The sequence below is a fragment of the Tistrella mobilis genome (assembly GCF_041468085.1).
In the GTDB taxonomy this organism is placed as follows: Bacteria; Pseudomonadota; Alphaproteobacteria; order Tistrellales; family Tistrellaceae; genus Tistrella; species Tistrella mobilis_A.
Genome location: NZ_CP121014.1, coordinates 687,735 through 702,851, shown reverse-complemented (window position 1 = coordinate 702,851; position 15,117 = coordinate 687,735). Strand labels below are relative to the sequence as shown.

13 protein-coding genes are annotated in these 15,117 nt (G+C 61.2%); 2 read left to right on the top strand and 11 right to left on the bottom strand.

Going from position 1 to position 15,117, the window contains the following annotated elements; all coding sequences use genetic code 11:
• Positions 1-369: 369 nt before the first annotated feature.
• From P7L68_RS02865 to P7L68_RS02850, 4 genes are read right to left on the bottom strand one after another with little or no spacing between them, the layout of a single operon-like run.
• Positions 370-921, bottom strand: coding sequence for a sarcosine oxidase subunit gamma (locus P7L68_RS02865; protein ID WP_371998915.1), 552 nt, complete (start codon positions 919-921; stop codon positions 370-372).
• Positions 922-939: 18 nt separating this feature from the next.
• Positions 940-3,942: a sarcosine oxidase subunit alpha gene (locus P7L68_RS02860; RefSeq protein ID WP_371998914.1), complete on the bottom strand. Its 3,003-nt coding sequence runs from the start codon at positions 3,940-3,942 to the stop codon at positions 940-942.
• The gene (locus P7L68_RS02855) at positions 3,939-4,238 is read right to left on the bottom strand and encodes a sarcosine oxidase subunit delta (RefSeq protein ID WP_371998913.1); all 300 of its coding nucleotides are present in this window, start codon (positions 4,236-4,238) and stop codon (positions 3,939-3,941) included. Before P7L68_RS02855 ends, P7L68_RS02860 begins: the two co-directional genes overlap by 4 nt.
• A gap of 10 nt (positions 4,239-4,248) precedes the next feature.
• Complete coding sequence (locus tag P7L68_RS02850; protein ID WP_371998912.1) at positions 4,249-5,502, bottom strand: sarcosine oxidase subunit beta family protein; 1,254 nt, start codon at positions 5,500-5,502, stop codon at positions 4,249-4,251.
• A gap of 98 nt (positions 5,503-5,600) precedes the next feature.
• On the opposite strand from P7L68_RS02850, the gene P7L68_RS02845 reads away from it, so the two are divergent.
• Positions 5,601-6,590 carry a GlxA family transcriptional regulator gene (locus P7L68_RS02845; RefSeq protein ID WP_371998911.1) on the top strand — a complete coding sequence of 330 codons (990 nt, stop codon included), beginning with the start codon at positions 5,601-5,603 and terminating at the stop codon, positions 6,588-6,590.
• Between the two features lie 416 nt (positions 6,591-7,006).
• Here the strand turns inward: P7L68_RS02845 and P7L68_RS02840 are convergent, their stop codons facing one another.
• Together P7L68_RS02840 and P7L68_RS02835 are read right to left on the bottom strand one after the other, a co-directional pair.
• On the bottom strand, positions 7,007-8,104 hold the full coding sequence (locus tag P7L68_RS02840; RefSeq protein ID WP_371998910.1) for an LPO_1073/Vpar_1526 family protein: 1,098 nt from the start codon (positions 8,102-8,104) through the stop codon (positions 7,007-7,009).
• A 528-nt stretch (positions 8,105-8,632) separates the two neighbouring features.
• Positions 8,633-9,469: a helix-turn-helix transcriptional regulator gene (locus P7L68_RS02835; protein ID WP_371998909.1), complete on the bottom strand. Its 837-nt coding sequence runs from the start codon at positions 9,467-9,469 to the stop codon at positions 8,633-8,635.
• Positions 9,470-9,686: 217 nt separating this feature from the next.
• Here P7L68_RS02835 and P7L68_RS02830 point away from each other — a divergent pair, with 217 nt between their 5' ends.
• A complete protein-coding gene (locus P7L68_RS02830) occupies positions 9,687-10,292 on the top strand; it encodes an EamA family transporter (RefSeq protein WP_371998908.1) in 606 nt (201 codons plus the stop codon).
• On the opposite strand, the gene P7L68_RS02825 is transcribed toward P7L68_RS02830, so the two are convergent.
• The 5 genes from P7L68_RS02825 to P7L68_RS02805 all read right to left on the bottom strand — a co-directional run bounded on the left by P7L68_RS02825 (position 10,252) and on the right by P7L68_RS02805 (position 15,071).
• Positions 10,252-11,223, bottom strand: a complete 972-nt coding sequence (locus P7L68_RS02825; protein ID WP_371998907.1) for an SLAC1 anion channel family protein — start codon at positions 11,221-11,223, stop codon at positions 10,252-10,254. The genes P7L68_RS02830 and P7L68_RS02825 overlap by 41 nt on opposite strands.
• Positions 11,201-11,626, bottom strand: a complete 426-nt coding sequence (locus tag P7L68_RS02820; RefSeq protein WP_371998906.1) for a hypothetical protein — start codon at positions 11,624-11,626, stop codon at positions 11,201-11,203. The genes P7L68_RS02825 and P7L68_RS02820 overlap by 23 nt, the downstream gene beginning before the upstream one ends.
• Positions 11,623-12,219 carry a rhodanese-like domain-containing protein gene (locus P7L68_RS02815; RefSeq protein ID WP_371998905.1) on the bottom strand — a complete coding sequence of 199 codons (597 nt, stop codon included), beginning with the start codon at positions 12,217-12,219 and terminating at the stop codon, positions 11,623-11,625. The genes P7L68_RS02820 and P7L68_RS02815 overlap by 4 nt, the downstream gene beginning before the upstream one ends.
• Before the next feature lie 55 nt (positions 12,220-12,274).
• Entirely contained in the window at positions 12,275-12,913 is a 639-nt protein-coding gene (locus P7L68_RS02810; protein WP_371998904.1) for a peroxiredoxin, read from the bottom strand.
• Between the two features lie 199 nt (positions 12,914-13,112).
• Positions 13,113-15,071, bottom strand: coding sequence for a hypothetical protein (locus P7L68_RS02805; RefSeq protein ID WP_371998903.1), 1,959 nt, complete (start codon positions 15,069-15,071; stop codon positions 13,113-13,115).
• Positions 15,072-15,117: the final 46 nt, after the last annotated feature.

Genomic DNA, 15,117 nt, shown 5'->3' with positions numbered 1-15,117 from the left:
ATGAAGGCGTGTGTTTCCGTTATGGTGCACACGCAGCGGCGGCATCACGCCGCGGCATGTCCTCTCCCGCTCCCCCCAGCCGATATCCGGAGCCGGCTCTCGATCGATCTTTGCGAGATGCCACCCCCGGCCTGCACCCATGTTCAGATTACGGAACAAGAAGCGAACATCACGCCGCCGGAAATCCCCGCCACGCCGCCGGGCCCCCGCCAGACGGGCGCCGCGGCGACGGCTGTCGTTGACCGACTGGATGTTCCGGAAGCTGCGCCGATACCTGAAGATGGGCTGGCGGCTGCTGATGCTTTACTACATGTCGCATATGGGGGACTGACCGCAGAACGAACTTCAGGCCGCGGACAATTGTTCGTCTTACGAATCTGCCGCGAGTTCGGCGCAGCCGGTGCGCAGAAGGGCGATGACATGCGGCGCGAAGGAGCGCCACATGTCCAGCCGGAAGCGGTCGGCCGCATCGCGGCGGAGCAGGACCGTTACCCCGTCCATGATGGTCCGGCAGCCCCGGCCGGGCTGAATGCGGTCGATGTCGCGCGGGCAGCCGAGGGTGAGCAGTTCGGCAGCCCCTGGCCCCTCGATCGCGACCGTGACCTCCCGGTCGGAAATGTCGGTCAGGCTGTGGGGCGTGGCGTCACGGATGGCCGCCGCGGCCGCGGCCAGACCCGCGGCATCGGCCTCGGCAGCCAGGATGTGCCAGTCGTCGGGGCCGAGGCACAGCACCTCGGTGGTTCCGGCACCGGCCCGGTCGCCGATCTTCCGCGGCAGGTCGAGCCCGAGCGCGTGCGACAGCGCCGGCAGATCGGCCACGCGCGCCCGCAGCGAAAAGCGGGCGACCGGGGCAAGGAGGGCGACCGAGACCGCAGCGCTGCGGGCGATCGGGCCGGGTTCGAAGGTCGGATCGGGGGTCATGGTCAGGGCCTCTCCCTGTCAGAGCTTCAGCCGGTCGCCGGCGGGGTCGTAGAAGACGGTGCCGGTCACCTCGGCCTCGATCACCCGGTCGGGCATGGGGATGAAGACCGTTTCTCCCATCCGGTCATGGCCGCCTTCCAGCAGAGCCAGCGCGATCGGCCGGCCGAGGGTCGCGCTCTGATAGGAAGAGGTGACGTGACCGACCATCTTCATCGGCACCGGCCGGGCCGGGTCGAGCACGATCTGCGCGCCTTCCTCCAGCCGGGTTCTGCCGTCGCGGGTCAGCAGCCCGACCAGCTGCCGGCGGCCGGGGGCCGTCAGATCCGGGCGCTGCAGGCCGCGCTTGCCGACGAAATCCGGCTTCTTCTGCCCCACCGCCCAGCCGAGGCCGGCATCGAAGGGGGTGACGGTGCCGTCGGTGTCCTGGCCGACGATGATATAGCCCTTCTCGGCCCGCAGCACATGCATGGTCTCTGTCCCATAGGCACAGATGCCGTGGCGCTGGCCGGCCGCCCACAGCATCTCCCACAGCGCCCGGCCGTGGCGGGCGGGGACGTTGACCTCGAAACCAAGTTCACCGGTGAAGCTCACCCGGAACAGACGGGCCGGAAAGCCGCCGACGCGGCATTCGGCAACGGACATATGCGGGAAGGCGGCATCCGAGATGTCCAGCCCCTCGACGAAGGGGCTGAGCAGGGTGCGGGCATTGGGGCCGTTGAGGGCGATGGTCGCCCAATGTTCGGTGGTGGAGGTCAGCCAGACCTTGAGGTCGGGCCATTCGGTCTGGAGATAGTCCTCCATCATGTTGAGCACGCGGGCGGCACCGCCGGTGGTGGTGGTGACGTGGAAGCGGTCGGTGCTCAGCCGCCCGATGACGCCGTCGTCGCGGATGAAACCGTCATCGCCCAGCAGCAGGCCATACCGGGCCCGGCCGGGGGCCAGGCTGTTCCAGGCATTGCTGTACATCCGGTTCATGAACGCGACCGCATCGGGGCCCACCACCTCGATCTTGCCGAGCGTCGAGGCGTCGAAGATGCCGAGGCTTGCCCGGGTGGCGCGGCATTCGCGGGCGACCGCCGCCTCCATATCCTCGCCCGGTTGCGGGAAATAGCGCGCCCGGCGCCACAGCCCGACCGGTTCGAAGACGGCGCCATGATCGACGGCCCAGCCGTCGATCGGCGTCTTGCGGATGGCATCGAAATGATCGCCGCGGTGATAGCCGGCCAGCGCGCCGAAGGTGGTGGGGGTATAGGGCGGGCGGAAGGTGGTCAGCCCGACCTCGGGCTGGCTGCGGCCCAGCGCATCGGCGGCGATGTTCAGGCCGTTGATGTTCGACAGCTTGCCCTGGTCGGTGGCCATGCCGTTGGTGGTGTAGCGCTTCACATGCTCGATCGAGCGCATGCCCTCGCGCACCGCCAGCCGCAGATCCTTGGCGGTGACGTCGTTCTGATAATCGACGAAGGCCCGCGCCCGGCCCGGATCGCGGTCGGTCGGCAACTCGGTCAGGCTCTCGCCCGCACCCGGCCGGTCGCCGGTGACGGCGTGGCGGCGGGGGGAGGCGGGATCCCCGCCCAACTCGCGGACCGCCGCTGCCCCCATCGCGGCGCCGTCGTCCAGCGCGGCGGCGATGCCCCAGAGCCCGCGGGCCGCCCCGGCGATCTGGCAGGCCTCGGTGCGGGTGCCGGGCAGGAAGGTCTGTGCCGCCGCATCCCAGACCAGGCTGCCCTTCGTGTGCGAGAACAGATGCAGCGACGGCGTCCAGCCGCCCGAGACCAGCAGGCAGTCGCAATCCAGCGTGGTTGCAGACCCGACCCGGCCGGCCGTCACCGGGTTGACCCGCACCGCGCGGATCCGCAGCCGGCCGGAGGTGCCGGTAACGGTGTGGCCGGCAAGGACGGGGATGTTCCGGGCCTCTGCCCCGGCCCTGAGGGCGGCAGGGGGGATGGTGCGGGTGTCGACGATCGCGGCGATGGCGGTGCCGGCATCGGCCAGATCGAAGGCGGCGTACCAGGCGCTGTCATGGCTGGTGACGATGACCGCGCGCCTGCCCACCCGCACGCCATAGCGGTTCAGATAGGTTTGGGCGGCGCCGGCCAGCATCACGCCCGGCCGGTCGTTGCCGTCGAAGACCAGCGGTTTTTCAAGGGCGCCCTGGGCCAGCACCACCTGGCCCGCCCGCACCCGCCACAGCCGTTCGCGCGGCTGGCCGGCGGCCGGCGCGTCCAGGTGATCGGTCAGCCGCTGGCAGAGCCCGACCATGTTCTGATGGTAATAGCCGATCGCGGTGGTGCGGGTCAGGACCCGCACGCCGAGGCCGGCAAGCTCGGCCAGGGCCGCCGCCAGCCAGTCCCAGGCCGGGCGGCCGTCGATCACCGCCTGCGGCTCGCTGAGCAGGCTGCCGCCGGCCTCGGCGGTCTCGTCGACCAGGGTGACCCGCCGCCCGGCCCGGGCCGCGGTCAGCGCCGCCGCCAGGCCGGCGGGGCCGGCGCCCACCACCAGCACGTCGGTGTGCAGATAGCGCGAGGCATAACTGTCCGGGTCGGGTTCGGTGGGCGAGACGCCCAGCCCCGCCGCCGCGCGGATGACGGGCTCGTAGAACCGGTCCCAGAAGCTCTTCGGCCACATGAAGGTTTTGTAGTAGAAGCCGGCCGGCAGCAGCATGTGCAGGCGGTCGTTGATCGCGCCCAGATCCAGCTTCAGGGTCGGATAGCGGTTCTGGCTGGTCACCTCCAGCCCGGCGCGGAGTTCCTGAACCGTGGCGCGGGTGTTGGGCTCGGCGCGGCCGGGGCCGCGGCGGGTGCCGACCAGGGCGTTCGGCTCTTCCGATCCGGCGGTCAGCACGCCGCGCGGACGGTGATATTTGAACGACCGGCCGACCAGGTGCACGCCATTGGCCAGCAGCGCCGAGGCGACCGTGTCGCCGGCAAGGCCCTGATAGGATGTGCCATCGAAGGTGAAGGTGACCGGGCGGCCGTAATCGACCCGGCCGCGGCCCGGAACGCGAAAACCGGCGGGGCTCATTCCGCGCCCTCCTTCAGGCTCGCAGGATCCGGGCGGGGATCGCCGACCCGGTAGGTGGCAAGAAACCGGTCGCTCACCGTGTCGCGCACCGCGTTGAAGAACCGGCCGCAGCCATGGACATGGCGCCAGCGTTCGAAATGGGGCCCGCGGATGTTGTTGCGGATGAACAGGAAGTCGCGCCAGGCGTCGTCGGTGGCCGTGGCGGGGTCGGGCCGGGCGATATGGGCCTCGCCCGCATAGACGAATTCCGGCTCGGGCAGGGTTTCGCCGCAATAGGGGCAGTGGATCAGAAGCATGGGGCGATCCTCAATGCGCGACGGCGGCGGCCGCGGCTTCGTCGATCAGACGGCCGGTGGTGAACCGCTCCAGCGTGAAGGGGGCGTTGATCGGGTGCGGCTCGTCTTTCGCCACCGTCCAGGCCAGCGTATGGGCGGCGCCGGGCGTCGCCTTGAAGCCGCCGGTGCCCCAGCCGCAATTGACATAGAGCCCCGGTACCGGCGTCTTGCCCAGGATGGCCGAGCGGTCGGGCGTGACATCGACGATGCCGCCCCATTTGCGCAGCATCCGCATGCGGTTGAAGATCGGGAAGATCTCGCAGATCGCCGCCACCGTGTGCTCGATCAACGGCAGGCCGCCGCGCTGGGAATAGCTGGTGTACTGATCGGTGCCCGAGCCGATGACCAGTTCGCCCTTGTCGGACTGGCTGATATAGGCATGCACGGTGTTCGACATCACCACGCAGGGGAAGACCGGCTTCACCGGCTCCGACACCAGCGCCTGCAGCGGGAAGCTTTCCAGCGGCAGCCGGACGCCGGCGCTCTGCATCACCACGCTGGTATTGCCGGCGGCCGAAACCGCCACCTTCTTCGCGCGGATGAAACCCTTCGCGGTCTCGACCCCGGTCACCCGGCCATCGGGGCCGCGGCGGATTTCGGTCACCGGGCAGTTCTGGATGATGTCGACCCCGCGCGCGGCCGCGGCGCGGGCATAGCCCCAGGCGACCGCATCATGGCGGGCGGTGCCGGCGCGTTCCTGCAGGGCGGCGCCCAGCACCGGATAGCGGGCGCGGGGAGAGATGTCGAGTGGCGGGCAATAGGCTTTGGCCTCTTCGGGCGTCAACCAGCGGTTGTCGACGCCGTTCAGGCGGTTGGCGTGGATGTGGCGCTTGAAACTCTGGATGTCGTGCACGGTATGCGCCAGCATCAGCACGCCGCGCTTTGAATACATGACGTTGTAGTTCAGGTCCTGCGACAGCCCGTCCCAGAGATCGACGGCGTGATCATAGAGCCGGGCGCTTTCGTCATAGAGATAGTTGGAGCGGATGATGGTGGTGTTGCGGCCGGTATTGCCGCCGCCCAGCCAGCCCTTGTCGATGACCGCGACATTGGTGATGCCGTGCTCTTTCGCCAGGTAATAGGCGGCGCCAAGACCATGGCCGCCGGCGCCGACGATGACCACGTCGTATTCCGGCTTGGGCGCGCTTTCGGGCCATTGTGCCGTCCAGCCCTTGTGGCCGGTCAGGGCATTCTTCAACAGCGACATGGCGGAAAAACGGGTCATGCGGGCTTGCCCCCCAACACTCTGGTGTCAGACAGTCTAGGCGCAGGACGGGGGCAAAGGACTGGAGGTCTGCGACAGATGTATTGTATGATTGCGTCATGACCCCTGCCCGGAAACGCCTGCGTGTCGCCTTCCTGCTCGCGGATCGGTTCACCCTCTCGGCCTTCGCAAATTTCGTGGATGTTCTGCGACTTGCGGCCGACGAGGCGGACCGCTCGCGGCCGATCCTGTGCGACTGGACGGTGCTCTCCGACGATATGGGCCCGATCCGGTCGAGCTGCGGCGTGAAGGTGCAGCCCGATACCCGTCTCGACCGCGCCGGCACCTATGATTATCTCGTGGTGGTGGGCGGGCTGATCCGCGAGGCGAGCGGGCTGCCACCGGCCGGCATGCAGTTCCTGCAGGCGGCGGCAGGGCGGGGGGTGAAGCTGGTCGGCCTGTGTACGGGGGTATTCCTGCTGCACGAGGCCGGGCTGCTCGACGGCTATCGCTGCTGCGTCAGCTGGTTCCACCACGACGATTTTCTTGAACGCTTCGGCTCGGCCCGGCCGGTCTCGGATCAGATCTTCGTCGTCGACCGCGACCGGCTGACCTGTTCGGGTGGCCACAGCGCCGCGCATCTGGCGGCATATCTGGTCGAAACCCATATCGGCCGGGTGGCGGCGATCAAAAGCCTCAGCATCATGATCATCGACGAGGCGATGACCGGCGACAAGCCCCAGCCCGGCGCCGGCGGCTCGCTCACCGCCCGCGACCCGCTGGTGCGCAAGGCGCTGATCCGCATGCGCCAGCGACTGGAAGACCCCGCAACCATCGACGAACTGGCCGCCGATCTGGGCGTGGGCCGCCGCAAGCTGGAACGCAGCTTCCAGTCCGATCTCGGCCTCTCCCCGGCCCGGGCCGGCCAACGCCTGCGACTGGAGGCCGCCCGCCACCTGCTGGAAACGACCCCCCGCACCGTCACCCAGATCGCCCATGCGACGGGTTTTTGCGATGCGTCGCATCTGATCAATATGTTCAGGGGGGCGTTTGGGGTGTCGCCGGCGGAGTATCGGCGGGGTGAACTGTTACCTATGTCTCCGGTCTGAAGTGTTACCAGTCTTTCCGGTTGCTCAGGGTGAGGAGGGCAGGCGGTGGCGATCGGCAGACAATTAACCCGCTGGCCGGCTGTCAAATCGTCAACTAATAGGAGAATTACATACCGTTTTATCTACTTAATTGAGGCCGAGATCATGGGGCCGATTGACACCCTGGCAGTTCGCGCTGCCGGTGCTCCTCCTTGAGCGGCAACAGGAAACGATCCAAAACAGAATGTCGGTTAGCTAGCTTCGGTATTAAATGAATGCTGAGCAGAGTCATTTATAAGTGTTGGCGAAGCGACCGACACGTACGCTATAAAAATAGGGGAGGTGCATTTTTATGAATTTCTGTCCTCGCGAGAAATATAAGATGAAAAATAGGATCTCTACTTCTCTTAAATTGGTCTCACATTAAGACGTCTGGTCTAATACAAGGATGGTATACTGGGATCGCATCTCTGACCATTCGAGTGAGCTAGAATTCTTCCAGCAGGTGTGACATGTAATCCAAATGGAATATTGTCCCACCATGTTCTAATTTCTTTCAATTTTGTTCTCTTGTCCCATTCATTTATGAATGAAGCTATATTTCCTTCTTTTTCTCCTGGAATTTTAGAATACATTTCGTAAATTCGCTTCACAGCGGCCTTTTGTGCCTCGGAGAGTTTTTGAGATTTATAAATCCCATCTGGCTGCAAGCTTATTACTTGTATTTTGCCAATGAACTCAACTCTAGAGAGATTCAGGCGAACAAATTTTTGATTGAAACTATTCTCCACAAGAATATTTTGGGGGATTCTATTCTCCACTAAAATATTAATGGCTGTCTTATGTGTATCTGAATCCTTCAAAATCCCAACATCAATAAATCCCGGCAACTTTTGTGGATAAAATTTTGAAAATGGCGTAATGCGCATCATAGGATTGACTCGAATGGCAGCTAATGCATCCAAATCATGGAGCCATTCTTCTCCGGTAGGAAGCTCGCAGTAGATTATTCTCTTGAATATCTCCTCCAAAGTATCAAGCGCCCGCGTGATGTCACCTATCAGGGGGACAAAGCATTGTAGAGCTTGCGCCGCAGTAAGACCCAGCAAGGCCTCATCGGTAATTTTATCGACGATGTTGACAGCAAGGCTTATGCTTGCTCGCGCACTACGATTCTCTCCCTTCTTGAAACGCTCTACGAGCAACTGAGACAGTAGTTCATGGTCGACAGCCCTTTCAGTGGCGGCGGCCGCTTTCTGAGCTTGAGCTAATAGTAACTGAAAGCCCGGATCAGCAAACGCGCTCATCGCGCCATCAACCTGATCCATTTTGCTCATTAGTTTATTCTCAAATTCTTCCACTCGAGATTTGGCTATTTCCATTGCCTCCTGTGTATAAGATGCGCGTAATTGAGAATTTATCTCTTGACAAATTTCACGTGCGCGTTTTTCATCAATTCCAGTGTTGATTATGATCTGCTGTGTTTGTATATTTGTAGAGCTATCTCCTCCTTTTTGTCTTTGGTTATTTGTCATCTTTATTTACCTTGATTTCTATGTTCTTGCCAACCTGTATATTAGTCGAATTCCGTCCACCCCGTTGAAATTGTCGGCTCGACCGGTTGGAGAGAATCCAACCCAAGCATGCCAATGGTATCGTTACGGCAATTCCGCTGAATAGCCATTCCTTGTTTTCAATTATCCATCTCATGCATTCGCTCCGATCGCACGTTATACCAATCTGCAATAATTAGAACCCATGAGCCCAGCACCTCAATCTGAGGGACATGATCTTCCATGGATGGCTGATGAGCTTGTTCTAGGCACGGCAACATATGGCGATGATCTGATCGTCGAGATCCCCTATCGTGAGTCGTGATCAGCGTTTAGCCATCTTACACCTAACCATGGTTAGGTGCCAGCAGCCACCGTATTCATGGTAGAATTTCTGATCGTCACTTACCAAAGCAAGACCTGAAACAGGCTCCAAGAACGACAGCTTGCGGCGCCTCACCTCCCCCTGCTTGGCAGGGTGTAGCCGTATGTTTCACGCCATCAACCTCGCTACACGATGATTTCCCGGCTCAGCCATCTGCTCTTCGCCACAACCCCCCGATACCCCGCCGGCGTCCACCCCGTATGCCGGTGGAAAACGCGTGTCAGGTGGCTCTGGCTTGAAAAGCCGCAGGCGGCGGCGATGCCGGCGATGGGTCGGTCGGTTCGAAGCAGGATGCGGGCCCGGGCGACGCGTTTCCAGGTGATCCAGGCATGCGGGGCGATGCCGCGGGACAGGCGGAACATGCGGTGGAAGTGATAGCCCGACAGGTCGGCCAGGGCGGCGAGGTCGTCCAGCGTGATCGTCTGGTCCAGATGGGCGTCGATCCAGTCGTCGACCCGGCGCAGGATATGCGGGGCAAGGCCCGCGCGCAGGGGGCCCGCCTGCGTGGTGCCGGCCCGCGTGGGACCAGGCTTCCGGCGCAGGGCGCCGAACAGCTCTGCGAGGGCGGTTTCGGCGTGCAGAACATCCCCGTCGGCGCCGGCTGCGGCAAGGCGGGCGAGCGGGGCGGCGAGGTCCGGGTTGCGGATGAAGGTCGCTTCCGGCAGGTCCAGGCTGCGGGCGTCGCCGTCATGGGTGCGGGCGAAGCCGCTGCGCAGCCTGGCTTCCGACAGATAGAGATGCACGAAGCGGAAGGGGGCGTTGATCTCCCAGTCCGAGCCGCAGCCCTCGGGCATCACGCAGATCGCCCCCGGATAGCCGGCTACCCCGCCGGCATCCAGCCGCCGCGTTCCGGTCCCGCCCTGAAGATAAAGGCTGAAGGTCGTATGGGCCGGCGCCTGATAGCACACCCGATTGCGGGTGTTTTCCCAGACCGTGACCGCACAGCCTTCGCCCAGCTCCATGCCGGCGAGCGCCCTTGCGACCGGTGATCTGCGCAGGACGTCGTAGATGGTGTCGGGCGTGGAAGGGGCGGGAAGTCGCGATGTGAGACATGGGGGGCCGGCCGTTGGGTGCGTCGGCCGATGTCAGGTCGGCCGGCGCCCCGGGAAAAGTGGCGGCCTGCGGATTTGCCCAAGAAGATGCAAAACTGCCGGGGGTCGCCCGGCTTATGCTGCGCCGATGAACACATCCCTTCTCTTCGTCGCCACCGTGCTGATCTGGGGCACGACGTGGATCGCGATCGCCCTGCAGATCGGTGCCGTGCCGGTCATGGTGTCGATCTTCTATCGCTTTGCGCTGGCCGGGCTGGTCCTGCTGTTCTGGCACGACCTGTTCACCACGCTCGACGGCAACAGCCTGCGCGGCATTGCCTGGGCGGGGTTCGGCACGCTGATGTTCTCGTTCGGCAATATGGCTTCGCGCCGGAACACTGCGCTCGGCACCTCTCCGGTCACCGCGAATGCCTGGGGGATGGGCATGGGGGCTGCCGTCCTGCTGACGCTGATCCTGGCGACCGGGCAGCCGGTGGTTCTGCCCGACGGCATCACCTATTGGGCGGCGCTCGCCTATCTGGCGGTGATCGGCCCGGTCACCGGCTTCACCACCTATCTGCTGCTGGTGCAGAAGATCGGCTCGGCCCGGGCCGGCTATGCCACGGCGGTTTTCCCGATGGTCGCGCTTCTGATCTCGACCCTGTTCGAAGGCTATCAGTGGGCCTGGACGGCCGCCGCCGGCCCGGGCTGCCTTAGTCGGGAACCAGCAGGCTTCCCCGGATCAGGCCGATGATGGTTCGCAGGCCGACCAGGATCAGCAGGCCGGTCGCCATCAGCAGCACGGCGCCGGCGGCGGCGGTGCCGCCGGGCATCAGGCCCAGCTCCGCCTGACGGAGGCAGGCCAGGGCCAGGGCGGCGCTGGGGAAGGTATAGGCCCACCAGGCCATGGAGAACGGGGCGGCTGCGAGGTGGCGGGCGCGGCTGATCAGGATCAGGGCCAGGAACAGGGCCGCGGCGAACAGGATCCGCGACACGACGTCGTCGCCTCCGCCCGTCAGTGCCTGCCAGGACAGGTAGCCGACGGCCGGGGGCGCGACCAGGATGGCCAGCGTCGGCCACAGCTTCGGCGGCATGCGGGCATGGAACAGGATGCGGTTCATCAGCACCGGCATCAATGTCAGCCAGAAGAACAGCCCCACCGCAAACATGAACCACGATAGCGCCAGATGGCCGAAGGCGACGCCGCCGACCGGGGCCAGGATCGTGCCGACCACGGGGATGAACCAGGCCGGGTTGGCCGCGGCGACGGGCTGTTCCTGCGTGATCCACCGACCGATGATCCAGAGGGCGGCGAGCAGCTGCGCCAGCGCGCCCGCGATCCACAGCATCCCGGCCCAGCTACCGTAGCCCGACAGGCCGCTGCCCAGGATCATCAGCCCGATGGCGGCGGCGGGGAGGAAATTGACCGTCACCGGATGGCGCAGATCCGCCGCCACCATGGCCGGATGGCGGATCGCCTTGGCAATATAGGCGCCGGCGATGACGACGAACAGCCCGGCGGCCAGCAGCAGCAGAACATCGCCGATGCCGGCCGGCATGCCAGGTATCCGGCCGGCCCTGCTCCAGGCCAGACCCAGCCCGCCGGTTCCCATCACGATGGTGAACAGGGCCGGCGGGGCATAGGCCAGGGCGCCCCGACCTTCAGAAGCCGAGATAGCGGACATCGGGGCGATCCATATGCTCGCCGATCACCGGCGGTGTCACAGGGGCCACGCCGTCGATCAGATCGGCCGCGGTCAGGCCGTTGCTGTTCGGCAGATAGAGCGCGCAAAGCTCTGCATGGGCGCCGGCCTGGATCACCCCCTGGAGCATCTGCTGCGGCGTCTTGCCGGAAGGCTTCAGGGCAGGCCCCTGGTAATCCTTCCGCGCAAGATCGCCGCCGGGGCCGCAGAGCAGAATGCGCACCGGCGTCTGCCGTTGCAGGGCCTGCTGCGACAGAACCATGGCCATGGCCTGGGTCTGGGGGTCGCCGCTGGTCACGGTAACGAACAGGCTGTCCCTGGCCGCAACCGGCGCGGCGACGAGGCAGAGGCCGGCAAGAAGCGCGGCGGCACGCAGAACGGTCATTTCATGTCTCCTTCCGGGCGTTTCCAGGCTTTGGCGGGGTCGATCCGGTATCCCCAGGGCAGGCCGGAATTGCGCCAGCCGCCGACGAGTCGAACGCCCTTGTGGGGGCCGTCTTTCGCCGGCTCGCCTTCGAACCCGTCCACCATGCTGTAAACTGCCGCATAGCCGTGCTCGTAAAGCAGGTCGGCGACCGGGGCGCTGCGGGTGCTGCCCGACCGGCACATGATGATCAGCGGCGTGGACCTGTCCGCCTTCAGCGCCGCCAGCCGGCTTTCCAGCTCCGGCAGGAAGTGCGGATTGCGGACCATTTCGTAGCCTCCCTTCCCGGCATCGAACGCCGTGGGGTCGGCCGTCATCCAGGGCAGCTGGATATCCGCCATCGCCGTGCTGCCGGTGAACATGGTCTCGATGGGGTCGCGCACATCGACCAGGATGTATCGCGCCTGTCCGCCGGTCATCAGGGCATGGGCCTCGGATGCGGTGACATACAGCCCGTATCTGGTTTGCTGTGCCGGGTTCGCGGGGCGGTCCGCGCCCTGGGCGGGCAGGGCCAGCACCATGAGGATCAGGGGAAGAAAAAGCCGGCTGCGCATGGCGTCTTCCGTCTTCAATCGGCCCGGAGCGGCCACCGGCCGCTCCGGGATGTTGTCAGAGCGATTTTTGCGAGAAGTACCAGTCCGTCGTCTCATAGCCCTGACCGGCGCGGGCCTCGGCCTCGGCCGCCGTTTTCGGGGGCGACACGATCACCTTGTCCCCCGGGCACCAGGCTTCCGGGGTGGCCACGCCGTGGGTGTCGCTCGTCTGCAGGGCGGTGACCAGGCGCAGGATCTCTTCGATGGAGCGGCCATTGCTCATCGGATAATAGATCATCGCGCGCAGGCGGCTTTCCGGGTCGATGACGAAGGTGGCGCGCACGGCCTGGGTGTCGGCGGCGCCTGGATGAACCATGCCATAGGCATTGGCGACGTTCATCGAGATGTCCTCGATGATCGGAAAGGGGATCTCGACCCCGAACTTTTCCTTGATGTTGCGGGTCCAGGCGAGATGCGCAAAGACGCTGTCGATCGACAGGCCCAGCAGGTCGCAATTCAGGGTCTGGAACCGGTCATGGGCGCGGGCGAAGGCGATGAATTCGGTCGTGCAGACCGGCGTGAAATCCGCCGGATGGGCGAACAGCACCAGCCAGCGGCCCCTGTAACTGGCGAGGGAAACGGGCCCATGCGTCGTCCGCGCCTCGAAATGCGGGGCGGGCTCGTTCAGGCGCGGAAAACCGGGGGGGATGGTCATGGCGGTCGATCCTTCGGCTTCGGGTTTCGATGACGATCGCCGTTTACCGGCGTCATCGTGAGCCAAGGATGAGGGCCGCCCCGGCCCCGCGCTTTGACATTTGATAAATTCTAAACTGCGATATGCGCTTTATCCCGCGCGGCCATCCGTTTCCCGTCAACCATGTATTAAGCTTTCATGGTTATCTTTCCAATATATTTTACTCTGGATGCGCGAATTCGTCTTCCAATATTGAAAAACTCCTACGAAGGTCCTCAATGTCTTCTTGAGATACGGACCCTGCATGTGCGTCTTTTCTTCCTTTTTGATTTATGTGGTTCATTGCATTAAGAATGTCAGGCCTTCTATCATTAATGTATGGTAGAATTAGTTCAGATTTTAAAATAGATATTAGGTCCGTCCAATATAATGGGGATCCACCTCTTGAGAATAGAATTCTCGGTTCGATTGAATCGAGTTGGCCAAATCGTTTATTTGTAAGACAATCTTTGAGTAACGCATCCCAATCTGTTGCTGAGAATGTTTTAGAGGCAAAATATATTTCTCGACGAATCTCTATCTCGATACGATTTCGTCTCTTCATACACTCTGTCCAGAATTCTTCAATGCTCGGTTCTGAGAATATACGCTTCAAAGCATGTTCTATGGCTTCGAACCTCACGTCAAAACTATCGTTCCGCTTCTCGATCAGCCCATAACCAATCAGATGATCGACTAACTCCGGCGCCTCTCTTCCAAACTCAGATATTTCAGTTTTATCTCCAGACACGACTCTTTTTAGTAGATTGAACTCGTCAGGATAGAAAGCTTCCAGATTTTGTAATATATCTTGAAGATACGAATCGAGCTGATTTCCGAACTGTTCTATAGCGGTGGCCATAATGCTGTTCGGAATTTTGGTGGGACGCTTGCCTCCGATTAGACGATTAACATTGCTACATACTTGTCTTATAAAAAAGGGGTGACCTCCATAATTTTTCTGTAGGGTTGCAATCTGTATTGCATCGAACTCGAGCCCCATGAAAAAACCTAAACGTTCAATCATTTCTTTTGTCTCATCAAACGAAAACGACGGTATGAATCGCTTTTGAGAGAATAAATACATAGGATTGGCAACGTCATGTAATTTTGGTTGTTCTAGAAGCACTGGGCTCGTTCCAACTATACAAATTGATAGATTATTGTTGGCATCCTGTTGGATGAATGATCTAATATTCTGCCAAAATAAAAGCCCATCACGATCATTTTCCCAGTGAGGTGATGATGCCGTTTTGGGTGAAATGTTTTCGATTTCATCAAAAAGTATGAGTATTTTGGATCTATTCTGCCCAAGTATACTTTTCATCTCCGTGCGAAAAGCTTCAGAGATGTCGGCATCCCCTCCGCTCAGGGAGAATTCCCTCCTTCTGAATCCTGTTGATTTTCTCGTTTCATTGATTATAAAGGAAAGCAGTTCATGATACCGACGGCTATGAACAGCTGGAGATTGACAATCAATTAGTATCGGTGTAAAGCCGAACGATTTTGATTTTCGCATAATTGCATAAATCGAAGAAGTCTTCCCTGATTTCCTCAGGCCGAATATACTAGAGCTTTGTCCTGACTTAGCTAAATCCAATACGGCGTGGACCTGCTCTTGCCGTCCAAAGAAAAATGTTTCCTCTCTGAGGGCATTTTGATATCCGAATAAATCCCTCACAATATAATTGCGGCGTATTGAAGAAAGAACATCAGATTTCTTACTATTTATTTGATTAAGATTCATTGGTATTATAATGGGATACTCCGGATTCTGATTTAAATAATGTTGTATTATACTTTCAATTCTATCATCTTTTGAAATTAAAAACCTAATACTTCTATCTATTCTCTGTTGATCAAGGTCGCAGTAAAATTTATCGAATGCTTCGAGAGTTCTTATTTCAAAGTTTTCGTATGTTGATAATACGAAAAGTATTTCACGATCGGCATTAAGATAAACTGAAAAATCAGACGACGGCCTGCCGAGTATTCCCCAGTATGCACTATTTCCAATAGTGACTTGATTAAAGGATCTTGTTACATAAAAATCCCGACCAACGGCCTCAATTGCGGCACGTAGTATAGCCGGATATTGTGTAAAATTTGTGCTAGGATGAAATCCTGGACGAGTTGCCATGGTCTATCTCCGAACCAGTCGACCGAGTCTAAAAATAATTATGTTA